The sequence below is a fragment of the Methylobacterium sp. J-030 genome (assembly GCF_022829545.1).
Taxonomy (GTDB): domain Bacteria; phylum Pseudomonadota; class Alphaproteobacteria; order Rhizobiales; family Beijerinckiaceae; genus Methylobacterium.
This window is the reverse complement of sequence record NZ_JAKSYM010000395.1, coordinates 1-22,785: the sequence shown is the minus strand read 5'-3', so window position 1 is coordinate 22,785 and position 22,785 is coordinate 1. Positions and strand designations below refer to the sequence as shown.

23 protein-coding genes and 1 pseudogene are annotated in these 22,785 nt (G+C 68.0%); 14 read left to right on the top strand and 10 right to left on the bottom strand.

Going from position 1 to position 22,785, the window contains the following annotated elements; translation table 11 throughout:
- The first annotated feature begins 271 nt into the window (after positions 1 to 271).
- Together MKK75_RS32285 and MKK75_RS32280 are read left to right on the top strand one after the other, a co-directional pair.
- Positions 272 to 1,648, top strand: a complete 1,377-nt coding sequence (locus MKK75_RS32285) for a DUF3100 domain-containing protein (RefSeq protein ID WP_244046556.1) — start codon at positions 272 to 274, stop codon at positions 1,646 to 1,648.
- A 77-nt stretch (positions 1,649 to 1,725) separates the two neighbouring features.
- Positions 1,726 to 2,883 carry a M20 aminoacylase family protein gene (locus MKK75_RS32280; RefSeq protein WP_244046555.1) on the top strand — a complete coding sequence of 386 codons (1,158 nt, stop codon included), beginning with the start codon at positions 1,726 to 1,728 and terminating at the stop codon, positions 2,881 to 2,883.
- Between the two features lie 52 nt (positions 2,884 to 2,935).
- On the opposite strand, the gene MKK75_RS32275 is transcribed toward MKK75_RS32280, so the two are convergent.
- Complete coding sequence (locus MKK75_RS32275; RefSeq protein ID WP_409567645.1) at positions 2,936 to 3,553, bottom strand: cupin domain-containing protein; 618 nt, start codon at positions 3,551 to 3,553, stop codon at positions 2,936 to 2,938.
- Positions 3,554 to 3,699: 146 nt separating this feature from the next.
- Between MKK75_RS32275 and MKK75_RS32270 the strand changes: the two genes are divergently transcribed.
- Genes MKK75_RS32270 through MKK75_RS32255 form a run of 4 tightly spaced genes read left to right on the top strand, consistent with a single transcriptional unit; the run spans position 3,700 to position 7,186 of the window.
- Positions 3,700 to 4,473, top strand: coding sequence for an ABC transporter substrate-binding protein (locus tag MKK75_RS32270; protein WP_244046553.1), 774 nt, complete (start codon positions 3,700 to 3,702; stop codon positions 4,471 to 4,473).
- 5 nt (positions 4,474 to 4,478) lie between these two features.
- The gene (locus MKK75_RS32265) at positions 4,479 to 5,132 is read left to right on the top strand and encodes an amino acid ABC transporter permease (RefSeq protein ID WP_244046552.1); all 654 of its coding nucleotides are present in this window, start codon (positions 4,479 to 4,481) and stop codon (positions 5,130 to 5,132) included.
- 24 nt (positions 5,133 to 5,156) lie between these two features.
- Positions 5,157 to 5,888 carry an amino acid ABC transporter ATP-binding protein gene (locus tag MKK75_RS32260; RefSeq protein ID WP_244046551.1) on the top strand — a complete coding sequence of 244 codons (732 nt, stop codon included), beginning with the start codon at positions 5,157 to 5,159 and terminating at the stop codon, positions 5,886 to 5,888.
- Between the two features lie 8 nt (positions 5,889 to 5,896).
- Positions 5,897 to 7,186, top strand: coding sequence for an NAD(P)/FAD-dependent oxidoreductase (locus MKK75_RS32255; protein ID WP_244046550.1), 1,290 nt, complete (start codon positions 5,897 to 5,899; stop codon positions 7,184 to 7,186).
- A 423-nt stretch (positions 7,187 to 7,609) separates the two neighbouring features.
- Here the strand turns inward: MKK75_RS32255 and arsC are convergent, their stop codons facing one another.
- Both arsC and MKK75_RS32245 read right to left on the bottom strand, forming a co-directional pair.
- Positions 7,610 to 8,047 (bottom strand): arsenate reductase (glutaredoxin), encoded by a 438-nt coding sequence (gene arsC, locus MKK75_RS32250; RefSeq protein ID WP_244046549.1) that lies wholly within the window; start codon positions 8,045 to 8,047, stop codon positions 7,610 to 7,612.
- Positions 8,040 to 8,399: an ArsR/SmtB family transcription factor gene (locus MKK75_RS32245; protein WP_244046548.1), complete on the bottom strand. Its 360-nt coding sequence runs from the start codon at positions 8,397 to 8,399 to the stop codon at positions 8,040 to 8,042. Before MKK75_RS32245 ends, arsC begins: the two co-directional genes overlap by 8 nt.
- A gap of 50 nt (positions 8,400 to 8,449) precedes the next feature.
- Here MKK75_RS32245 and arsH point away from each other — a divergent pair, with 50 nt between their 5' ends.
- Positions 8,450 to 9,196: an arsenical resistance protein ArsH gene (gene arsH, locus MKK75_RS32240; protein WP_313901910.1), complete on the top strand. Its 747-nt coding sequence runs from the start codon at positions 8,450 to 8,452 to the stop codon at positions 9,194 to 9,196.
- 109 nt (positions 9,197 to 9,305) lie between these two features.
- On the opposite strand, the gene MKK75_RS32235 is transcribed toward arsH, so the two are convergent.
- Positions 9,306 to 9,782: a hypothetical protein gene (locus MKK75_RS32235; protein WP_244046547.1), complete on the bottom strand. Its 477-nt coding sequence runs from the start codon at positions 9,780 to 9,782 to the stop codon at positions 9,306 to 9,308.
- 724 nt (positions 9,783 to 10,506) lie between these two features.
- Here MKK75_RS32235 and MKK75_RS32230 point away from each other — a divergent pair.
- From MKK75_RS32230 to MKK75_RS32220, 3 genes are all read left to right on the top strand, one after another.
- Entirely contained in the window at positions 10,507 to 10,776 is a 270-nt protein-coding gene (locus MKK75_RS32230; protein WP_244046546.1) for a GCG_CRPN prefix-to-repeats domain-containing protein, read from the top strand.
- A gap of 512 nt (positions 10,777 to 11,288) precedes the next feature.
- Positions 11,289 to 11,609, top strand: coding sequence for a hypothetical protein (locus MKK75_RS32225; RefSeq protein WP_244046545.1), 321 nt, complete (start codon positions 11,289 to 11,291; stop codon positions 11,607 to 11,609).
- A 106-nt stretch (positions 11,610 to 11,715) separates the two neighbouring features.
- The gene (locus MKK75_RS32220) at positions 11,716 to 12,009 is read left to right on the top strand and encodes a hypothetical protein (protein WP_244046544.1); all 294 of its coding nucleotides are present in this window, start codon (positions 11,716 to 11,718) and stop codon (positions 12,007 to 12,009) included.
- Positions 12,010 to 12,746: 737 nt separating this feature from the next.
- Here the strand turns inward: MKK75_RS32220 and MKK75_RS32215 are convergent.
- From MKK75_RS32215 to MKK75_RS32200, 4 genes are all read right to left on the bottom strand, one after another.
- Positions 12,747 to 13,001: a hypothetical protein gene (locus tag MKK75_RS32215; protein ID WP_244046543.1), complete on the bottom strand. Its 255-nt coding sequence runs from the start codon at positions 12,999 to 13,001 to the stop codon at positions 12,747 to 12,749.
- A gap of 628 nt (positions 13,002 to 13,629) precedes the next feature.
- The gene (locus MKK75_RS32210) at positions 13,630 to 14,622 is read right to left on the bottom strand and encodes a hypothetical protein (RefSeq protein WP_244046542.1); all 993 of its coding nucleotides are present in this window, start codon (positions 14,620 to 14,622) and stop codon (positions 13,630 to 13,632) included.
- 431 nt (positions 14,623 to 15,053) lie between these two features.
- Entirely contained in the window at positions 15,054 to 15,563 is a 510-nt protein-coding gene (locus MKK75_RS32205) for a DUF4142 domain-containing protein (protein ID WP_244046541.1), read from the bottom strand.
- A gap of 622 nt (positions 15,564 to 16,185) precedes the next feature.
- Positions 16,186 to 16,365, bottom strand: a complete 180-nt coding sequence (locus tag MKK75_RS32200) for a hypothetical protein (protein ID WP_244046540.1) — start codon at positions 16,363 to 16,365, stop codon at positions 16,186 to 16,188.
- A gap of 517 nt (positions 16,366 to 16,882) precedes the next feature.
- Between MKK75_RS32200 and MKK75_RS32195 the strand changes: the two genes are divergently transcribed.
- The 4 genes and pseudogenes from MKK75_RS32195 to MKK75_RS32180 all read left to right on the top strand — a co-directional run.
- Positions 16,883 to 17,077, top strand: a complete 195-nt coding sequence (locus tag MKK75_RS32195; protein WP_244046539.1) for a hypothetical protein — start codon at positions 16,883 to 16,885, stop codon at positions 17,075 to 17,077.
- A 750-nt stretch (positions 17,078 to 17,827) separates the two neighbouring features.
- Complete coding sequence (locus MKK75_RS32190; RefSeq protein ID WP_244046538.1) at positions 17,828 to 17,968, top strand: hypothetical protein; 141 nt, start codon at positions 17,828 to 17,830, stop codon at positions 17,966 to 17,968.
- 83 nt (positions 17,969 to 18,051) lie between these two features.
- Positions 18,052 to 18,480 carry a hypothetical protein gene (locus tag MKK75_RS32185; protein ID WP_244046537.1) on the top strand — a complete coding sequence of 143 codons (429 nt, stop codon included), beginning with the start codon at positions 18,052 to 18,054 and terminating at the stop codon, positions 18,478 to 18,480.
- Positions 18,481 to 18,752: 272 nt separating this feature from the next.
- Positions 18,753 to 18,884, top strand: a pseudogene (locus tag MKK75_RS32180) (polyisoprenoid-binding protein); the annotation flags it as partial.
- A gap of 158 nt (positions 18,885 to 19,042) precedes the next feature.
- Here the strand turns inward: MKK75_RS32180 and MKK75_RS32175 are convergent.
- Together MKK75_RS32175 and MKK75_RS32170 are read right to left on the bottom strand one after the other, a co-directional pair.
- Complete coding sequence (locus tag MKK75_RS32175; RefSeq protein WP_244046536.1) at positions 19,043 to 20,833, bottom strand: ABC transporter ATP-binding protein/permease; 1,791 nt, start codon at positions 20,831 to 20,833, stop codon at positions 19,043 to 19,045.
- A gap of 20 nt (positions 20,834 to 20,853) precedes the next feature.
- Positions 20,854 to 22,491, bottom strand: a complete 1,638-nt coding sequence (locus MKK75_RS32170; RefSeq protein ID WP_244046535.1) for a TonB-dependent siderophore receptor — start codon at positions 22,489 to 22,491, stop codon at positions 20,854 to 20,856.
- Between the last annotated feature and the right edge of the window lie 294 nt (positions 22,492 to 22,785).

Sequence of the window (22,785 nt, the reverse complement as noted above, 5' to 3'; positions counted from 1 at the left end):
CTGTCCGGGGTCGTGGAATGGACGGGCAGGCACCCAAGCTGAGGTGCGGGCTTCAAAGCCCCAGGATGAGCCGGGGTCCTGCCCGTCGCCGCAGATCCAACCTTACCAGATCGGACAACAGAGGACTTACAAGGATGAGGGGGATGGCCGGTCTGAGGCTGACCGGCGCATGCCCTTGCGAGCCGGGTCGACCGAGAGGACCGACCGACGAGCCGGCGATCAAGACCGGCGAAGCGACGGGCAACCCCGAGGGGGGCCAAGGAGGATGACGATGGCGGCCGAACTCTTCGCAACGGATACGCGGCCGGTCGCGCCGTCCGTCTCGGGGGGCGGGAAGCTGACGCTGTTCCTGCTCGCCCTCGTCATCGTCGTCATCGCGGAGGCGATCGGCAACGTCAGTATCCCGGTCGGCCCCGGCAAGATCGTGCTGCTCCCGCTGCTCTGGGCTCTGCTCCTCGGCGGGGCGCTCGGGCTGATGAGCCCGCGCTTGCCCGCGTCGCTGCAGCTGACGCTTCCCCTGCAGAACGCGGCCTCAGCCTATCTGCAGCCGGCCCTGCTGATCTTCATCGCCAAGCTCGGCCTGCTAGTCGGCGGGTCGCTGCCGAAGATCCTCGCCTCGGGCTGGGCCCTGGCCTTCCAGGAATGCGGCCATTTCTTCGGCACGATGGTGTTCGGCCTGCCGGTCGCGCTCCTGCTCGGCATCAAGCGCGAGGCGATCGGCGCCACCTTCTCGGTCGGCCGCGAGCCGAGCCTCGCCATCATCGGCGAGCGCTACGGCATGGACTCGCCGGAGGGACGTGGCGTGCTGGCCGAGTACCTGACCGGCACGGTGTTCGGCGCGGTGTTCATCGCCCTGCTGGCCGGGCTGATCGCCAGCCTGAAGATCTTCGACCCGCTGGCCCTGGCGATGGGGGCCGGCGTCGGCTCCGGCAGCATGATGGCCGCCGCCTCGGGGGCGATCGCCGCCCAGCAGACGCCCGAAATCGCCCGGGACGTCGCCACCTTCGCGGCGGCCAGCAACCTCGTCACCACGACGATCGGCACGTACTTCACCCTGTTCCTGTCGCTGCCCTTCGCGATCTGGGCCTACGGCAGGCTGGAGCCGATCCTCGGCCGCAACCGGCCGGACGCCGCCCGTCCGGCAGCCGCCCCCCAGGAAGCCGCGCCCCAGGAAGCCGCGCCGGCGCACGCGGAGGTGCGGATCGGCTTCGCCGAGACCGTGCTCGCCTGGATCCTGATCGGCGCCTACGGGCTGATCGGCAACTGGCTGACCTACGGCGTCGTCCCCGACGCGCGGGTCGCCGCCGGGATGGCGATCATCGTCGGCACCGTGCTGGCCGGCTGGGGCTTCTACCGGCTCCTCGGCCGGCGCCTGCCCGCCGTCCTGTGGGTCTCGATCATCGGGATGGCGCTGACCTATCCCGGCACGCCCTACGCGGCCGAGATCGCCGCCCTGACCGGCAAGCTCAACTTCCTGGCGCTGGCCACGCCGATCCTGACCTTCGCGGGGCTCTCGGTCGCCAAGGACGTGCCCGCGTTCCGCCGCCTCGGCTGGCGGATCGTCGTGGTCTCGTTCCTGGCCAATGCCGGGACCTTCCTCGGCGCGGTCCTGATCGCGCAGGTCTTCATGCACGCGCCGCCGGGGTGAACGCCAGGGCCGGTCGGCGTAGGATCGGGCCGGGGATCGAGGCGCTCCGGCGGCCTCCGGCAGGTGAGAGACAGCGCATGGGTATCGAGGCGGAGATCGTGGAGCGGATGGTGGCGTTGCGGCGCGACCTGCACGCCCATCCCGAGCTGGCCTTCCAGGAGGTCCGCACGGCGGATCTCGTCGCCCGGGAACTGGCCGCCTGCGGCCTGTCGGTGAAGACCGGGCTCGGGCGCACCGGGGTGGTCGGGACCCTGAGCCGGGGCGACGGCCCGACCGTCGGGCTGCGGGCCGACATGGACGCGCTGCCGATCCAGGAGGCGACGGGCGCTGCGCACGCCTCCCGGACGCCCGGCGTGATGCATGCCTGCGGCCATGACGGCCACGTGGCGATGCTGCTCGGCGCGGCGCGGCACCTCGCTGCGCGCACCGACCTCGCCGGAACGGTCCACGTCATCTTCCAGCCGGCGGAGGAGTGCGAGGGCGGCGGGCGCGCCATGGTCGAGGACGGCCTGTTCCGGCTGTTCCCGTGCGATTCCGTCTACGGCCTGCACAACTGGCCGGGCCTGCCGCTCGGGACCTTCGCGACCCGGGTGGGCGCCATCATGGCCTCGTTCGACACGTTCGAGATCACGGTCGCCGGCTTCGGCACCCATGCGGCCATGCCGGAGCGCGGCACCGACACGCTGGTGGTCGCCTCCGAGATCGTCCTCGCCCTGCAGACCATCGTGAGCCGCCGGATCGCGCCCATGGACCCGGCCGTGCTCAGCGTCACGCAGATCCACGGCGGCGACGCCTACAACGTGATCCCCGACCGCGCCGTCATCCGCGGCACAGTCCGGTGCCTGGACGCGGCCGTGCGCGCGCGCGTCGCGGACCTCGTCGCGGCCATCGCGCAGGGCACCGCCGTCACGCATGAGGCCACCGCGGAGGTCGCGTACAGGTTCGGATACCCGGCCACCGTCAACACCAGCGAGGCCGTCGGGATCGCGCTCGACGCCGCCGCGGCCGTCCCCGGCATCACGATGCGCCACGGCGACGTGGGGCCCTCCATGGCGTCCGAGGACTTCGCCTACATGCTCGAAGCCTGCCCGGGCGCCTATGCCTGGATCGGGACGGACGGGGCCGAGCGCGGCCCGCCGCTCCACAATCCGGCCTACGATTTCAACGACGCGGCCCTGTCGATCGGAGCGGGGTATTGGGCCGCCGTCGCGACGCGCCTGCTCGGCGGACGATAGCCGATCCGCCGCAAGCCGCGGCCCGGCCGCCTGGGGGCGTGAAGCGGGGCGGCTACGGCGTCCTGGCCTGGGCGGACCCGAGCACATTGACCCAGAGCACGATCGTCCGGTCGTGCGTCCCGGGATTGGCGAAGCGATGCGGCCGGCGGCTCTCGAAGCGGAAGCTGTCCCCCTCCGCCAGCTCGAGCGTGCGCGCCTCGACGACCAGGGTCAGGCGGCCCTCGAGGACGAGGCCGGCCTCCTCGCCCTCGTGGCTGAACAGTGCGTCCCCCGTGCTGGCGCCCGGCTTCAGCACCATGTGGAACAGGCTCATGCCCTGGGTGCCCCCGGGCGGGGTCAACAGCTGCTTGGTGATGCCGGTCCGCCAGAGCTGCAGTTCCGGCCGATCCTTCCGGAACACCACGATCGGATCCGGATCCGGCGCCTCCGGGCCGGGCTCGAACAGGCCGCCGATCCCGATCTGAAGCGTGTCGGCCAGGAGGGCCAGAACGCGGAGCGAGGGCGATGACAGGCCCCGCTCGACCTGACTGATGAAGCCGATCGACAGGCCCGTGCTGGACGCGACCGCCTCCAGGGACAGCCCCCGCGCCCGCCGCAGGCTGCGCAGGCGTTGGCCCACGGCACGGTCGACCGGTTCCGGATCCGTCGTCTCACCTCGGAGGATGCTCACCGTCACACCAGCCTGCCTCTCACGCGTTCCTTCATGCACGTGAAAGTCGCTTGCGTCGATATTGAAAACGTGCGGTATTCTTCACGACGATGAAATCGGGCATCGGCGATCGCCGCCGGCCTCGAACACTGCACGGGAGCGGCAGAATGAGAAGGCGATTGGCCAAGCTGTGTCTGTCGTCGGCGCTGCTCCTCGGATGCCTGGGGAGTGCGGTCGGCGCCCAGCCGCTGAAGGTCGGCGCGACCCCCACCGGCCTGCCCTTCACGTTCCTCGACATCAAGACCAACACGATCCAGGGCGTGATGGTCGACCTCGTCGACGCGGTCGGCAAGGAGGCGGGCTTCACGGTGGCGGTGGAGCCGCTGCAGTTCTCGACGCTGATCCCGGCGCTCACCGCCTCGAAGATCGACATCATCTCGGCGGCGATGTTCATCACGCCCCAGCGCAAGGAGATCGTGGCCTTCTCGGCGCCGGTCTACAGCTACGGCGAAGGCCTGATCGTTCCGAAGGGCGACACCAAGGATTACACCGCTTTGGCCGACCTGAAGGGCGAGACCGTGGGGGCCCAGGTCGGCACCGCCTTCGTCGAGCCTTTGAAGAAGTCGGGTCTCTTCGGCGAGGTGAAGATCTACGACACGATTCCCGATATCATCCGCGACGTGAATTCCGGCCGGTTGAAGGCCGGCTTCGCCGACGCGCCGATCCTCGCCTACTACGTCAAGCAGGGCGCGTTCCCGGGCGTGCGCTTGGTCGAGACCTTCAAGCCGACCGTCGTGGCCTCGGTGGGCCTCAGCGTGCGCAAGGCCGACACCGCACTGCTCGGCAAGATCGACGCCGCGCTCGCCAAGCTCAAGGCCGACGGCAGGCTCCAGGCGATCCTGACCAAGTGGGGCCTGCCGCCGTCGGCTGACCGGTCCTGAGCCCGATGCGCGAGTTCCTCGCGGACGCGCAGGAATATCTGCCGATCCTGCTGCAGGGCGTGCAGCTCACGGTCCTGATCACGCTGGCCTCCCTGGTGGTCTCGACGCTGCTGGGCCTCGTCTGGGCGGTGCTGCGGGTCTCCGGCATCGCGATCCTTGCGAGCTTCAGCGCGGTGATGATCAACCTCCTGCGCGGCATCCCGATCATCGTGCAGTTGTTCTACCTTTACTTCGTCATGCCCGATTTCGGCCTGTCGCTGACGGCCGTCCAGGCGGCGATCATCGGGCTCGGCATCGCCTACTCGGCCTATCAGGCCGAGAACTTCCGCGCCGGCATCGAGGCGGTCGACCGCGGGCAGGTCGAGGCGGCCCTGTCGATCGGCATGGGTTGGGGCATGACCATGCGGCGGGTGATCCTGCCGCAGGCGATCCGGATCGCCCTGCCGCCCTACGGCAACATCATGATCATGATGCTCAAGGACTCGTCGCAGGCCTCGACCATCACGGTCGCGGAACTTGCCCTGCAAGGCAAGCTCATCGCATCGTCCACCTTCAAGAACACCAGCGTCTACACGATGGTGGCGCTGATGTACCTGGCGCTCAGCCTGCCGCTGATCCTGCTGGTCCGCCACTTCGAGGCCAAGGGGCGGCAGCGGTGAGGCGGCAGCGATGAGGCGGCCCCGATGATCGTCCTGGAGGATGTGCGGAAGCATTACGGCGCCCTGGACGTGATCAAGGGCGTGTCGGCCGAGGTCGCCAAGGGCGAGGTGGTCTGCATCATCGGGCCGTCGGGCTCCGGCAAGTCGACCCTGCTCCGCTGCATCAACGGGCTCGAAGCCTATGACGGCGGCGAGATCCGCGTCGGCGGCACGCGCGTCGAGCGGGACGCGCGCAGCATCAAGGCGATCCGCACCCGGGTCTCGATGGTGTTCCAGCGCTTCAACCTGTTCGCCAACCGCACCGCCCTGGAGAACGTCGTCGAGGGGCCGATCCACGTGAAGGGCGAGCCCCGCGCGGAGGCCGAGGCGCGGGCCGCCGCCCTGCTCGCCCGGGTCGGCCTCTCGGGGAAGGAGCATGCCCGGCCCGACCAGCTCTCCGGCGGTCAGCAGCAGCGCGTCGCCATCGCTCGGGCGCTCGCCATGCGGCCCGACGCGATCCTGTTCGACGAGCCGACCTCGGCGCTCGATCCCGAGCTCGTGGGCGACGTGCTGCGGGTGATGCGGAGCCTCGCCGACGAGGGCATGACGATGATCGTCGTGACCCACGAGATCGGCTTCGCCCGGGAGGTGGCCGACCGGGTCCTGTTCCTCGACGGGGGCCGCCTCGTCGAGCAGGGGCCGGCCGCCGAGGTGCTCAACCGTCCGCAGAACCCCCGCACCCAGGACTTCCTGCAGCGCGTGCTGCATCCGCTGTAGGAGAGGCCGTGGCCGAACCGTTCCCGCTCGCCCCCGCGCTCTGGGCCACCACGGCGGCGCCCGCGCCGGAGACGCCGCCGCTCGCCGAGTCCGGTCGGGCCGACGTGGTGATCGTCGGCGGCGGCTTCTGCGGCCTGTCCACCGCCCTGCACCTCGCCGAGCGGGGGATCCGGCCGGTCGTCCTGGAGGCGCGCGAGATCGGCTTCGGCGGCTCCGGGCGCAACGGCGGCCAAGTCATCCCGGGCTTGAAGCACGATCCCGCCGACCTCGTCGCCCGGTTCGGTCGCGAGCGCGGCGAACGGCTCGCCCGCTTCGCCGGCGGCACCGCCGACGTGGTCTTCGATCTGATTGATCGGCACGCGATGGACGTGCCGCACCGGCGCGCAGGCTGGATCCAGGGCGCCCACACGGCGGCCGGACTGGAGGACGTCGCGCGGCGGGCGAGCCAGTGGGCGGATCTCGGCGCCCCGGCCCGCGTCCTCGACAAGGACGAGACCGACCGGCTGCTCGGCACGGAGCGGTATCTCGGCGGCTGGCTCGACGGACGCGGCGGCGCGATCCAGCCCCTGAGCTACGCCCGCGGCCTGGCCCGGGCTGCCCTCAAGGCCGGGGCCGCGATCCACGGCGGATCCCCGGTGACCGCCCTCGAACGGACAGGATCGGGCTGGACCGTCACCACGGCGCAGGGCGCCAGTCTCGCAACCGAGCGCGTCGTCCTCTGCACCAACGGTTACACCGGCGGCCTCTGGCCGGGCCTCGCCCAGACAGTGATCGCGGCCAACTCCTTCCAGGTCGCCACGGCACCGCTCTCCGACAACCTGCGGCGCTCGATCCTGCCCGAGGGGCAGGTCTCCTCGGACACGCGCAAGCTGCTGCTCTACTTCCGCCTCGACCATACCGGCCGGCTGCTTATGGGTGGGCGCGGCCCCTTCCGCGAGCCGCGCAGCCCGCAGGACTGGGCCCATCTCGAACGGATCGTCGGCAAGCTGTTCCCGCAGCTCGACGGCATCGCCTTCGATCACCGCTGGTGCGGCCGCGTGGCGATCACCCGGGATTACCTGCCCCATCTTCACGAGCCGGCACCCGGGCTGCTCATCGACATCGGCTGCCAGGGCCGCGGCGTGGGTCTCCAGTCGGCGATGGGCCGGGCGATCGCCGCGTACCTCGCGACCGGGGATGCCGACAGCCTGCCGCTGCCAGCCACGCCGGTAGCACCCCTGCCGCTTCACGCACTACACCGCCTGTACGTCTCTGCGATCATCGCTTGGTACCGCCTGAGCGATGGCGGTATCCGCTGACGCGGCGCGGCGTCTCGGAAGCGATCGGCGGGCGGGGATGCCGCATTGTCCGCCTCCGGGATCCTGCGTCGCACGATCTCGGGCAGTCCGGACAGGACCGCCCGACCCCGACGCAGACGGGCCGACCGGAATGCGGAGGCGATCTCTCGCCGGCTGGGCCGCGGCCGCGTTCCCGCAAGTCTGCCGGTCGTGGGGTTCGGTCGTCGCCGGGATGGATGACGCCGGTCGCGAGGGCCACGGCCGCGCCGGTGGGCGCGCTCCAGCTGATCCCGAAGGCCCCTGGGCTGCCGGATGACGAACAGCGGCGTGGCGAGGCGGATGGCGAGCGCGCATCGCGGCGGGATCCTGACGGACAAGGGATGAGGCGCGCACCGGCACCGACGACCGGGTGACAGGCCGCCCCGCGCGCGCGACTGAGCTGGATCAGGCGGTGGCGATGCGGCGGCCGTGCTCGTCGACGACGCGCTCGCCGTCTTCCTTGACGAACGCGCCCTGCTGCACCGGCAGGAGGTCGAGGACGGCCTCGGACGGACGGCAGAGGCGGACGCCCTTGGGGCTCACCACTACGGGCCGGTTCATCAGGATCGGGTGGTCTGCGATCGCATCGAGCAATTGATCCTCGGTCAGCGCCGGGTCGCCGAGGTTCAGTTCGGCGAAGGGCGTGCCCTTCTCGCGCAGGAGATCGCGCACGGTGACGCCGGCGTGCTGCGCGAGTTCCCGGACCATGGCCCGGCTCGGCGGCGCCTTCAGGTACGCGACGACGTGCGGTTCGATCCCGGCGTTGCGGATCATCGCGAGCGTGTTGCGCGACGTGCCGCAGTCCGGGTTGTGGTAGATGACGACGTCGAAGGCCTCAGGCATGGGCAATGTCTCCGGTTGTGTCATCGCGGGCTGACAGGGCGGCGGCGACGGGCGCACAGACCTCCGGGTGGCCCTGGCAGCAGTCGCGCATCAGGAAGGCGATCAGGTCCGACAGCGCCGGGTAGGCGGCGCTGTAGATGATCGAGCGCCCCTCGCGCCGCGCGGCGACGAGCCCGGCGTGGCTGAGTAACTTGAGATGATGCGATACGGTCGCGGCCGAGACGCCGACCGCCTCGGCCAGCGCGCCCGAGGCCTGGCCTGCCGGACCGGCGGTCACGAGCGCCCGGACGAGGCGCAAGCGATGCTCCTGCGCGAGGGCCGCGAATGCGGCGCGTGCTTGCGGTTCGTCCATTCTTGCTACAATCATCAAACAACAGTTTGAACGTACAAGAAAGGTCGATCGTGGACAAGCTCCAGCCCCCCTTCACGGACGGGATGCCGAACCTGAGCGCGGCGCATTTCATGCCGCCGACGCCCGGGCGTGTCGCGACAGTGACGCCGTTCACGCACGCGCCGCGGTTCCTGATCCTCTACGGGTCGTTGCGCGAGCGCTCGTTCAGCCGCCTTCTCGCCTACGAGGCGGCGCGCCTGCTCGAGGCGATGGGTGGCGAGGTCCGAATCTTCCACGCGGATGGCCTGCCGCTGCCGGACGACACCACCGCCGACCATCCGAAGGTGCAGGAATTGCGCAACCTGTCGATCTGGTCCGAGGGCCATGTCTGGGTCTCGCCCGAGCGGCACGGCACCCTGACCGGCGTGATGAAGAGCCAGATCGACTGGCTGCCGCTCAGCGAAGGCTCCGTGCGGCCGACGCAGGGGCGCACGCTCGCGGTCATGCAGGTGTCTGGCGGCTCGCAGAGCTTCAACGCCGTGAACAATCTCCGCATCCTCGGCCGCTGGATGCGAATGATCACCATCCCGAACCAGTCGTCGGTTCCGATGGCCTACAGGGAGTTCGACGACGCTGGCCGCATGAAGCCGGGGCCGCTCTACGACCGGGTCGTCGATGTCTGCGAGGAGCTGATGAAGTTCACGCTGCTCACCCGGGAGCGCGCCGACATGCTCGTCGATCGCTACAGCGAGCGGAAGGAGCGCGCGCCGGAGCGGCTCAAGGCCGTGGCCGCCGACATCGGCTTCATGAAGCGCTGACGGGGCCGGTCGGCCGAGGGATTGCGGGCGACCAGCCCCGTCAGGATCGTCGCACGTCCCGGTCGGGTCCAGGTTGTGGGACCGTCGCTCGACGGCCCCACGACCTCGCTCACGCGGCGAGCGACCACTTGTCGGCGTCGGCAGGCTTCTGCTTGTAGATCGTGCCCGCGAAGTCGATGTGGAGCTCGGTCCAACCGCTCTGGCCTCGAAGGGCTAAGACTTCGAAGTGCTTTGGCTTCTGGCGCGGATCGCCATGGGTCTCCCAGCCCGCCTTCCGTGCGGAGGCCAGGACGACATTCTGGTCGGCCGGGACGTCCGCGTGCTTGTGACCGGGGGCGTGGTTCGGCTTCTTGTGCTCGATCCAAACGGGCTCGCGGCCGGCGGCCTCGATCCGGGTAACCTTGATCTCGGACGGGCGACGCTCGCCCTCGAGGGACACGCTCAGGCCTGGCGCGAGCGCGAAGGCTTGCGCCCCCTTCGGGCCGAGATCGGCCAGATGGGTTTGGCCTTCCGCCTCCAGGGTGAAGCGATGCGCGAAGACGTGCGTGATGACGCCCGACAGGGCGCTGGTGTCGTGGTGCGGCATGATCTTCTCCGTAGAGCGCCCAACCGCAGGCGCTCTCGGCAGATCGGGGGCTGATCGATCGATGTCAAGACGTTCGCCGGACGGCCGCAAACACCGGGCTTTGATCGATCCGACCGGCTGGCTTCGGACCGGGCTGCCGGAAGGGGGCAGCCAGAATCGCCGGCGTCGGGGATGAGGCGGATGTCTCCGGGCAGAGCGACGAAAGCTGGCGCAGGGCGGTCTGAAGGTCGATCGGGCCAAGACACGGATCAAGGATCCGAAGCGCGGGAACGCCCGCCCGCGCCGGCTCGTGGCCGGTCGATCTCCGCTGGGTCGGGTCCTGGCGAACGTCGCCTCGGGAAACTCGGTTCGCCCCCCAGCGTGGGGTCGCTTCGCGCTCCATCCCCCCCGACGCGGTCCCGCTTGCCGCAAAGGATCATGTCGCGATGCAAATCGCCGGAGCGATGAGCGGCGCGGCCTCGAGTCCGGTCATCAGAACGTGAGGCACGGAATCAGCGCCGCACGGCCCTCATTTCAGTCCGGTCGCCCTGTCGGGATGCGCCAGGGTCGCGCGCGCCGCACCGATGTGGCCGCACGGCGCGACGTGCGCCGTCTCTGCGACTGACATACCCGTGCAAAGTTTCGGATCGAGCATCCGGCCCGTGCCGCCGGCACACCACCAGGGTTGGGCTGATGCAGATTGACCCTGGCAATCAAACACAGCCTCGAAGGGAAACCCCGCTCGATGAAGATGACCACCATGATCGTCGCGGCTTCCATGGCCCTCTGTGTGGGCAGTGCAGCTCAGGCGTTGCCTGTCGCACCGCTCGCTCAGGACGGTGCCCCCATGACGCTCGTGCGCGGTGGCTGCGGCTTCGGCGAGCATCGTGGTCCGGCTGGCGGCTGCCGCCTCAACCGCGGTCCGCGGGGCGCCATCCGGCGCTCGATCACCGGTGCGCCGCGCGGCTGCCCGCCTGGATTGGTTCGCGGTCCTCGTGGCTTCTGCCATCGCTGATCGACGCGACCGACATTTGCGAAGCCGGGCGAGCCGTGACGATCCGGCCGCCCGGCAAGCAGGTGTCATACCGAGTTGCGGTGATCCCGACCCATGGTCGGGCTCACCGCGCCCGGCGGACGACCGCCGCCGCGCCTTCGCGCGGACGAACCGCGATTGAGTCAGGCTCAACAGGGTTCGGTGTCAGAACCGGACTGCGCGGCGCCGCGGCGCGAGTTCGTCGGGCTCCAGCGGGCACGGACGCGCGCCTTCGCGGATGAGCCTGCCGCCCGGCGCGTTCGGCTGGGCTGAAAGCAACCTCGCCGCGCCCGTGCGATACCACCGATGCGGGCGGGGCACGGCGAGGGTGGACGTGCCCATGAGCGCCAGCGCACACGCGAGGCCGAGCCTCCGAAGCATCGCCGCCGCGCATCGGGTTCGTGTGCGGGACGATACATACGCAAGGCCCGGGCAGGGCCTCCTTTGGCCTCGTGACCTGCCGAAACCAATCAGGCAGGCACCGGAGGCGCCTGATGACTGTTCAAGACACTAATTCTCGGACCGAACCGCGGATCAAACGCTGCTGGCGCCAGCATCTGGTCCTGCCAATGCTGCTTACCGGCGGCCTGCTCACGCTGGCCTGGATCGCCGTACTGATCGCGATCGTATTGCAGATCATCGGCGCCGTCGCCGGGACGGGGGGGGGCCGGCTGAGCATGGCCGCTGCGGCGGCCGAGTCCGCGGCCCGCAGTGCCGGTATCGCGATCGCCCCGGCCATCGCGATACCGGCCGATCACCGTGCATCGGCAACGAACCGGCCGGGCGCGACCATCTCGACCCGCACCCCGGCGTGACCGTATGCCCGCAGCGCTGCAGGACCGTCATGATGTCCGCGGTATCAGGATGGCGGGTTGCGCGTTAGGTCCTCGGACATGCCGATCGCTTTGACGGAGACGGACCATGAGCAAGGCCATCATCCCGGGGCCGGACTTCGTTGTGTACGATCCGCCGACGATCTTCGATGTCGGCGCGAGCCACATGCCCATACCGTTCACGGAACCGGGCGAAGTCGCGGATTCCTCCGGCGACCTCTGGCTCGACGCCTACGGGGATCGCCTTGTGCATGGCGAGATGGCTGTGACGCCGGAGCAGGCGCAAGCGGCGGCTCGACACGGCTGGGAGACGGTCCTGGGGAGCGAGCGCGAGGGGAAGGTCACCGTGCAGCGATCGGACCCAAAACCAGATCGGGATTGATCGCACCCAGCCTTCGAAGCGACCGCCGATCGTGTGCGATGAGGACACCGCGAAGGTTTGAAACGGCTCGTGAGCGGGCGTTGCACGCGCCCATTGCCGCCATCAACGGGCGCTGACGGTGACGGCCGGTGATGAAACCGGCGCGCTGGAGAGCATCACGAGGCTCGGGCCTCGGGGCGCGGTCCCGGACGATTTCGCCGAGAGCCCGCGGGGCGGCCGCGCCTCCTAGCGCCGAATGCGCCGTTTAGAAGTCCTCACGGAACTCCCGGGTACCGGGCGTTCGCCCTCCGGCAGCCACAGCGCAGCGGGCGTTTTATGAGACGCTCTAAATCTCGCGGATGGCGCGGAAATTCTTAGATATGGTCCGATAATCGACGCCTCGACTTGTATCCATCGGCACGCCGCGGGCGTCGACGCCCAGGGTGCCCCGTGGCGGAGGCACGCCGAACGGCTCGGCGGCCGTCCAGTCCAGAGATGGTGCGCCTCCGCGCCGTGCCGTCCAAGGCAGGCCAGCCTGGTCGCCCGCCAGACCGATCACTTCGGCGGCGCGCGATATCGGCCCGGCACGGCATGCTCCGAGACGCGCTCGATTTGGTCGCGCCAACAGGCGACGGAAGGTCGGGAGTCTGGCGGAGGCGAGACCGGCTGACCGGGCGGCGGCAGAGTCGAGCCGTCGGCTCGTCAGTTCGCCCGGCCCGGCGCCGATACCTGACGCGACAGAAGGGGGGCGGGTAAAACTAACGTCCGGCCGACCCGCCTTGGGTCCGGCTCAACGCCCGTAATGCAGCTCGATTGGCTTCACCCTGCACGTAGCTGATGACGCGGCGGCGAACGGCGACGTCCTCGATCGTCTCGAACGCTCGGATCAGCTCAGCATTCTCCGAAAGGCTCAAGCCTTTCGCATCGTTCAGCTGGCGGGCTACCCGGAGGCTCTCAATCGAGATGCCGAGCGCGTCGGCAATTATCGACAAAGCCTGCGCCGTATCATCCATGCCCCGAGCCCTAGGCTGGTTCTTCACGCTCGACTCTAAATTTGCATACAATTGTCTACAAATCACGGAAGCGTGCGCTGCAGCAACCAGCCGCTTGCCCTGCTTCAGGTGCATAGCTGGGATGGCTGGACGCGGGTGCCGCCCGGATCTGAGCGCGGTGCGCTTCGTCGCGCCGTGCCGACGCGTCGTCCCTCGTGTCTCGTATGGGGGGATCCGACGCACGAAAGACCCCGCCGCCGCAAGCCGGACGGGATGAGGAGATCCTTTGGGCGCAATGGGAGCCTACGGCGGCCCTGCTTGGCATGGCTGCGTGCGGGACGCATGGCAGAACGTCCGGATCCCGGGCTGAGAATGCGCGAAGCGGCGACTCCGGATCGGCCGCGGCACCAACGTGAGTGTCGGCCGGCCAAGACATCAGCATCGCCCTCGTTACGGCTGCGCGAGCCTTCTTCGACGCGCAGATGCGCGGAATTCGGCCATCTTGCCGCCAGCCTCCGCTGACGAGGATCGGATGGCTGGCACGGAGTGCTCAGCGCCGAAGTGGATACCGGTTCGGCGCAAGAGGGCACGAATCTCGCCGAAGGTGCAGAGCGCGAACTTGAGACCGCCGGGTTCGCGCTGCGCTGTGCTACCAATCGCTCAGCGCCGCCCGCTTCCAACGGTCAGGTGCCACGCACCGGTATTCGTAGCTCTGGTCCCAGGCGCGTTCGCCCGCGACGCACGGCGCGCTCGACGAGGCCGGCACATGCGGGATCGTCTCGACGATGCGACCGACGTAGGCGGCGCCGTCGTCGGTGACCCGCAGGACGGGGCCGCCCCCGGTCATGTAGGTCAGCGCACCGTCCGCCGGATTGAAGCCGAGGAAGCGGCTGAATTTGCCGTCAGCGTTGCCGTCGAAGCCAAGCCACTGGCCGGCCGCCATCAGGATCGCCGCGCCGCTGAACGAGGCACCCGCGAGGTCGATGCCGATGCCGAAGGTGGATCCGACGTTGGCGGTGGAGAAGGCCCGGTCGATCGTCACGCCCTGACCGGTCGAGACCATGTAGCCGTATCCGACATGGGCGCCCGGCTGACCGCCGCCGGCCGCATGCAACAGCACCCGCTGCCGGTTTGGATCCGGACCCACGATGCCGCCGACGTCGAGTTCGAGGGCGACGCAAGAGGTGGTCGGGTTCGGCAGACCGGTCTGGTCGACGCAGTTGAAGTTGCCGGCCCAGGTCGTGCCGGTCTCCTCGCCGTTGTCGGTCGGCTGCTTCCACGCCGTACCGTTCACCGCCACGTTCTGGGCATTCGCGCTCCGGCGCGAGCGATTATGCAGCTCGCCCGTGATCACCCACTCGAACCCCGGGGACACGAAGCTCGTCGTCGTGTTCGCCCAGAACGCCTTGTAGGTCCACCACGGCTTACCGCCGCCCGCGGTCGTCTCGACATCGCGGTCCACGCGCAGGGTCGCGCGATCATCGAAGGTCGCGCCGCCGAACCCGTTCCAGAGGAAGAGGGGGATGCCTTGAATGCCGGGCTGTCCGGAGTTGATGACGCTGGCCGAGAACGGCGCACTGAGGGTCTGCGCGGTGGCCGGCGATGCGATCAGCAACAGGGCGAGGGCGAGGCTGTGTCTCACTGAACCAACGTGTTCACGCAGATCATGAAGCTTGCCACATCCTCGGGTGTGCGTGAACCGCGCCGGGGTGTCCCGGAGACGATTTGGCTTCCGGCAGGCTGCCAGGGCCGGCTCCTGCGCCCGGGGCATCGGAGCGCCCTTCGGCCTGCGCGGGAGGCACGGACGGCGGTCTTCGGCGACATCGACGGCGTCTACGACGCTGCGCTGCCACTCGGCGCTCGGCGACCGCTCGCCCGTGTTTCTGAGAGCGGGAGACCGGGTCAGAACCGCCAATCGAGACCCGGCTCTGCCAAAGTCCCCTGACGGTCCATGAAAACGGGGCAAGTCCAACGCCACAACGAACGCCGCCGTGTCTAAGATTTAGCATGCCGCCGAGTAGCGTATGGGCCGGGCGAGCCGTGATGGAATGGCCGCCCGGCTAGCAGGTAAGTTCAGTTCGTTTTCGCGCTGAGTTCGCCGAGGTGACGCTGCACGATGCGGTGGGTCTCAGCGGCAAAGGCCTTCAGATCCGGGTCGGTCCCGGACTTGGCTTCTTTGGCGAAAGCAGCCCCGTCTGCGTCGTGGATCGCCTTCATGTCCTTGACATAGGCGGAGTCGAAGGCCGCGCCCGATAACCCCTTCATCCGGTCGAGCCGCCCCTGGAACTCGGTGTTGAGCGTGTCGGGAAAGGGAAGGCCGGCGCCGGTGGCGATCGACTTCAGCTTGTCACCTACGAGACCGTGGTCATGCACCTCGGTGTTGCCCTGGTCCTTGATGTCCTGCCGAGCGCCTTTCTCCTCGGCGAGCTTGCCGAGTTCGACCTCGTACATGCCACCCTGCGAGACCTTGGCTACGAAGGCTTTGTCCTCATCGGACACGTTCGCTGCCTGCGCTGTCGCGAGCCCGGAGAGCGAGATGATGGCAGCGATGAAGAAACGCGTGCCAGGACGAGCGTAGGACATGGGATGAAACTCCTGTTGTTCGCCGCAAACTCGCCGACCATCTGTATGATGCATCACGGTTTGCTGAGCTTGCGCAGGGCCTGCGGTGCATCGACGTCGCGAAGGCGATCGAGATGCACCCGCAGGCGAAGAAGCTCTTGGCTGATGAGCCGACCACTCTAAGCCTGTGCCGAACCATGGTGATGACCGCCGTCATCATGGGCTTTCCGGTCCAGGGATGAGCGGTTTAGATCTGAACTAGGCCCGGGGAGGGGCGACACGTTCGTCGCTTTGGTCCTCACTTCTTTTGTCGAACTTGGGGACATTCCCGTCGAGGATCGCCTGAACGCCGACTGGGTGTTTCGGCACTCCGAGCATCCGAGCCAACCCGTCAGCGACGCCTCGACGGACAGCATCCTCCAACTCGTGGTCGTCCCTGCGGCCTACAACCGTAAAGCTCACGCGGGCACTCCACTGCAATTTCCACGTAGGTTAAATTAACAGATCGTTTGCGGTTCCAATGCGGGCGCGTCCGCTGGCTTGTGGATGATGCAGGTGTGGGGGCCTGTTTCGGCGGACGCGTTGCGGGCTGTCAGGGCACCACGCCCGTGGAACCGCAGGCCGCCAGCGCGGTCAGCCGTTCTTATGGAGTCTCCACGGTGCAGCGAGCGAAGAAGCAGCCCGGCACACCGCCAGTGGCGGCTGGAACGAAGTGGCCGAAGATGCGCGTCTCGCCATAGGGCACGATCGCCTCTTCCACGTGACCCGCGCTTACCGCATCCTGCCCATAGTCACAGTCCGGCGCATAGGCGATGTCGCACACGGCCCGCGTCCGCCGATTGCAGTCGTTGTAAACTTGGAAGACGTCCCATTTCGCGCCTCCCGCCGCTTGAGCCCCACGCCTGTAATCCAGGCACTCAGAGAGTGCACCGTCCGGCCGCCGGCTCCTCTCGTATCGGCTCCAGCCTGTAGACTGTGAGGCGGCTCTCGCAACGGAGGCGCTCGCAGCGAGCACGAGGACGCTCACGATAGCGATCGGGCGGATCTGCTTCATCTCGACGGCCCATCAGCCGCCGACGGAGGCGGGCGAACAGGGGTGGTTCTACCCGTCCGATGTGTCCGCGATTTTTCCAGCAGTCCGCCTTCAGGGTGGCCCGCAGCCGCAGCAACAAGAGTTCTATGCCGCCAGCGGATCATCGACCGTGGTGGTGGCTGTCGTAGTCGTCGATGCGGTGCCCGGATCCGTGCTGGCGGTGCTCGTCTGCGATGGGTTCGAGGTGCTGGAATTCGCTGCGGGCGGGGCGCCGTGATGTCCCCCATGATGATGATGATGGACAGGCGTGGATTGGGAACTGCCGGCCGAGTCGCTGCTGGTGGCAGTCGAGGATGGGCCGCTCGATCCGGTTGAGGCGTCGGTCGACTGGAGTTGCAGCAGAGATGACAACATGTCGCTCGACAGGTTGGATGTCGGGGAGACGCTCGTCGAGGAGGTCGCGCTCGTCGAGCCCGAGTTCGATGTCGTGGACGATGTCTGATCCGACGAGTCTGCCGAAGCGGCGTCGACGAACTGGGTCGCGGCCGAGGATGATGCCTGCTGCGTCGCGTAGAGCAGACTTTGTTGCTGGCTTGTAGATGAGATCGAGCTGATCGACATGGTCCGTCCTCGTGCCGCCCCTCAGGCAAGAGCTAAAACAGGAGGTCTTCAAATTTTCCTTAAATGAACCGAATGCATTAGGCCGGAGAGAAGCAGTTAGAGTGTGACGCAATGTGGCGACGATGCCGAATATCGGCCCGAGAAACAATTGGATATTTCATTTCTTCATTGAATGAGCCGAGACACAGGCGCGTCAACGTCCGATAAGAGCGCTCCGGTTGCACGTGAGGTGCGCCACCGCCGGCTTAGGGTCGATCGGAGAATTCCGCGCCAGGATGGGTGGTGGATCGGTCGGCTCAGCGCGTAGGCGGCGTGCTGCGCGGCATTCGTGCGGTTGGACACCTGTCATGACAAAGCGCCGCCCAGCCATTTGAGGCACCGGCAGCACGCCATCAAGCACGCGCGAGACGACGTTCGTGTCGAGCCTGAGTGCCATGAGATCAGGCGCTGAAGCTTCAGTCACGGCCTGGTAGGGCTCGCGGGCCGATCGAGCCACAGCACCCATAGGGCGGAGCAGCCATGGCTTGAGGAGAACTCAAACAGCCTCTCCCGCACCCCGAACGCCGCCGGGCGTTTGGTCGACCGCGAGCAGAACCGGGCGGCGTGGATCCGCTCACGCATCTCCGAGGAGATGCAACAGCGGACGCCCCGCACCGACAGAGAACGCGATCGCCGGCTTGAGGCGCTGGTCCGCCACGAGCTGCTTTGTGGGGGCAGCCTTCACCACGCGCCCGAGCTGCGCACCGAGATCGCCAAGGCTTGGGGCGGCTGACCACCCCGACCTTCCCCGTAGCCGTGCGTACCACCCCGGCCGGACCCGGCCGGGCCTTCCTCAAAAATCTCGAGATTTGACCCATGGGCGATGTTCTGACGTTCACCCCGCGTCCGAAGCCGGTCGCGATCGCTCTCCCCGCGCCGCTCGCGGGGCCCGCGCTACGTGCCAGCCTGGAGGAGGCGGCACAGACCGCCCTCGACGCGGCTGACCGCATCATCGCCGTGCTGGTCCGCATGGACGGCGACGCGGACCTTGAGGATAGCGGGGACGCTGAACCGTCCCTGGCGGCGCCTGAGAACGCCACCGGCAGTCAGGTGACATGGCTGCGCGGGAACGATCAAGACCGCGAGACCGACCAACTTGAGACCGAGGCGGGGGAAGTTGCCTCGACACCGACCCGAGCCGACCCGCAACCCGCAGCGGTAATCCTGCCGTGGCGCGGACGCGGCAACGTCATCGCCGCGGCCGGCGTGGCGCTGCGCGATCTGTTCGACCGGGAGCGCGCTTGATGCGCAAAGGCTACTTGCTGGTGGCGCTCCATCGCCCGAGGTGAACACCTTTCTTGGCCTCGCTCTAGCCAGCGGCACCTTTGCGCTCCTGCGCCGCAAGCGCAGCGGTCAGCTCAAGTCGAGGGTGGCCTGAGGCCTATCTGCACGAAGCCCCGCCGGCCGCGAGCACGGCAGACAACTCAAGCAGTTGGAGCGGGCGTGATGCCGACCGCGCTCCCGATCTGCCCAGCGCCCGTGCGGGGCCTGTCCTGGCCCAAGGTCGTCCGCCTGCGAGCAAGATGGTCACGGTGGGCTTCGAGGCCACCGGCACGCTCAAGCGTTCGGAGTTCGGCGTGAAGACCTACGTGCCGCTGATCGGCGACGACCTGCACCTGACCATCGCGGGGGCGTTCGAGAAGCAGGAGTCACCCGCCTCCGTCAGGGTGGCCGTGCCGGGATCCGGCACGGCCCTCCCGGTTCAGAGCCTGTCCGCGCTGGGTCCCTTCGCGGCGGGGGCCGATCCGTCCGAAGCCTGCTTCACGGCGGCCCTCGATCACCCCGGGTGGCGATCGCCCCCCCCCTGTCACCGCGCTATCCGTTCATGACGGCCATCGCCGGCAGAACGCCCTTCCCCATCGAGGGCCTCCACCGTCCAACCGGTCGGTGACAGGCGCAGCACCTTGTCGTGATGGGCCCTGAGGCTCGGCCGGTGGGCGACGCTGATGAAGGTCGAGCCGGTCCGGCGCAATTGGTCGTACAGGATCTGCTCCGTCTCCGGATCGAGGGCGCTCGTCGCCTCGTCGAGGAACACGGTGCGCGGCGCGGTCGCCAGGATGCGCGCGAAGGCGATCCGCTGCTGTTCGCCGAGCGACAGGATCCGGCCCCAATCGCGCCGCGCCGAGAAACCGCCGGACTGCTCGGCGAGATCGGGCAAGCGCACGCGCTCGAGGATCGCCTGGAGTTCCGCATCGCTCAGGGACACGCTGGCCTGGCGCGGATAGGTGATCTGCATCCGCAGGTCGCCGAGGGGCATGTAGGGCCGCTGCGGCAGGAACATCATCGCGGCGGGGTCGGGCATCTCGATGGTGCCCCGCCCCCGCGTCCAGAGCCCCGCCATCGCCCGCAGCAGCGAACTCTTGCCGGTCCCCGTGAGGCCCACGATCAGCAGACGCTCCCCGGCCCGGAGGCTGAGGCTGAGGCCGTCCACGAGATGGCGCTCGCCCGCCGGCGTCTCGATCGCGACGTCGCGCAGCACGATCCGGTCGCCGTCTCCGTGGCGCAGGGTGATGCGCGGGGCGTCGTCCGCCGGGAGGGCGGCCGCCTGCGCGTCGAAGGCCTCCTGGATCTCCGCGATGCGCACCACCGTGGGCGCCGCCTCGACGAGGCTCGGGATGAAGCGCGAGATCACGCTGAGGCTGCCGACGATCATGGCCGCCGCGGCGATCCCGGCCGTCATGGTCCCGTAATCCATCCCGCCCGCGAAGAAGACCGGCGCGAGGCAGAGCGCCGGCAGCGCGTGCCAGATGATCGCCGAGACCTCGCTCGCCCCGGCGGTCACCAATTGGTAGCGGACGATGCGCAGCTTCCTGGCGAGGACGCGGCGCAGGCGGTCCACGAGCTGCGTCCGCTCGGCGCCCTCGCCCTGGTAGAACGCGATGGTCTCGGCATGGTCGCGCACGTGCAGCAGGCCGTAGCGCAGGTCCGCCTCCGCCACCGTCACGTCCCACTGCTTCCAGATCAGCGGGCGGTAGACGTAGTAGTTGAGGACGATCTGGAAGCCGACATAGGCCAGCGTCGCGGCCAGCATCGCCCGGGAAATACTGGCCAGGATCGCGACCTGGACCACGACGTCGATGCTCGCATGGGTCAGCTCCCGCGGGAACCGGCTGACCGCTTCGCAGAACGGCTCGACCTGTTCCTGGATGCGCTGGTCGGGATTGTCGATCGCCTGCGTGAGGCTGATCTCGTAATAGGTCCTTCGGGACAGGTACTGATCGATCAATCGGGTCGTCAGCCATCCGCGCCAGTGCAGGGTGAGGGATTGGCTCGCCAGGATCTGGAGCGTGCTGAGGAGCTGCCGCAGGAAATTGAGGCCGAGCAGCCCCATGAACAGCGGCCAGTAGGCGGCGGCGTCGCGCGCGACGAGGGCGTTGGTCAGCGCGGCCGTGGTCGTCGTCACGAAGCCCCCGGCGACGCCGAACGCGACCGACAGGGCGATCCCGGCGCCCGCGAGCAGCCAGGACGGCCAAGCCCCCCGGCGCAGCCAGTACGGCCGCAGGACCGCCCAGAGGCGCCGCGCGAACCGGAGGTCGAGCTTGAAATTGCTGGGATCCGGCGTGTCCGGGGCCGCCCCGGACGGCGCGAACGTCGTCATCTCGGGCGGCCCGCAACCGGTCAGAAGCTGAGATGGACCGAGCCCACCACCGTCCTGCCCTGGCCGAACCAGTTCCCGCCGGCGTAGTTGCCGATGGACTGGTAATACCGACGGTCGAGCAGGTTGTAGACGTTGAGCTGGACGGACGCCGTCTCGTTGATGTCGTACTTCGCGAAGGCGCTGAACGTGGCGTAGCTCGGCTGCCGGACCTGGTAGAAGTACGACTGGATCCGGCCCCTGTTGTACTCTTGGTACGTGTCGGAATGGATCGTGGTGCTGTGGAAGTCGGCGCCGAACCCGATCCGGACATGCCGGAGTTCCTGGTCCAGATCGGCCCAGCCGGTCGACGGCCTGAACGACGTGAACAGTTTGGCGATGTGCTTCGGGAAGATGTAAGTGGCCTTCTGTTGTGATCCGTCACCCGAGAACGACTTGTTGTCGTTGAAGGTGTAGTTCGCGGTCACGTCCCAATCCGGCGTGATCTTGCCGGTGACGGCCGCGTCGATCCCCTGGGACACGGTCCGCCCGGCCCCCAGGAAGCAGCATTTCAGGAGCGAGTTGGGATCCTGGCTGAAGGGCTGGCTGGGATCGAAGACCGGCACGTTGGTCAGTTCCGCCCGATAGAACGCGAGTGAGGATTGCAGCTGGTCATCGAGATCGCTGCGCTTGATCCCGGCCTCCCAGGTATGCCCCTCGATGGGCGGCAGCAGCTTCCCTGGGGAAGCGAGGCTTTGGTTGATCAGGTAGGTGGTCGAATAGCTGCCGTAGATCGACATGTGGGGATCGAGATCCAGGGTCAGCCCGACATCCGGGACCGGGATGTGGATATCGCCGCTGTTCGACGTCACGGTCGTCCCGGAGCGGTACTGCTGGATATTTTGCTGGTAGCCGCTGATCCGCTCGGCGATCAGGAGGTGGGCCCAGGGCACGGGCGAGAGCCGGATGCTCGCGTAGCCGCCGACCTGGGTGAGATCGTAGGCCTTATCGTATTGGGACACCTTGGTGTAGCGCGTGAGCGGCATCCGCGGGAACTCGTAGCCGCCGAAGGTCAGCAGGTTGACGCGGGTCGCGTTCGGGTAGCTGTAGGTGAGCGGCTGGTTCGTCAGCGACTGATCGATATACTGAAGGCTCGTACCGAACGTCGTCTCGATCGGCATGCCGAGGAGCTCGTCCTTGCCGGTGATGAAGCTGTCCAATAAGTACTGATCGGACTTCGTCTCGTTGTATGTCGCGTACCAGCGCGCGCCGGTGTTGTTGGGCAAGAGGCCGCGATTACCATATGCATTGAAGGACAAATTGTCGTTCTTCGAATTCTGTAAATTCATCGTCGTGTTGACGTTGAACTGCCAGCCCTCGACGATGTCCTGACGCAGCTGCGCAAACCATTCGTCGGTGACGATATCGGTCTTGCCCCAGGGCGCGCAGAGGCAGGTCGAGCGTGAGAACGGCACGAACCGGCCGCTCGGGTAGGTCGGCAGCCCGTTGAACCAGGGCACCGCATTGGTCTCGTTGTGGGTGCCGCCGAGGTTGATCTGCGTGCCCTCGGCCGGATGGATCTCGGCGTTGAGGTAGCCCTGGTTCACCGACTTGTTCGAGATCCGGTAGAAGTTCTCGGCATCGTTGTGGACGAAGGATCCGCGGATGTGACTCTGACCCACCAAACTGGTCCGCACTGAGCGCGAGTTATTCGGGCATCCTGAACCCTGAAGGAGGGTGCATGCCATGCCTCGCAAACGCTTCACGAACGAACAGCTCGCCTCTGCCCTGCGGTAGGCGGAGACAGGCCCGACTGTGGACGGAGGATCCGCGGACGTGACCCTGACCCACCAAACTGGTCCGCACTGAGCGCGAGTTTTTCGGGCATCCTGAACCCTGAAGGAGGGTGGATGCCATGCCTCGCAAACGCTTCACGAACGAACAGATCGCCTTTGCCCTGCGGCAGGCGGAGAACG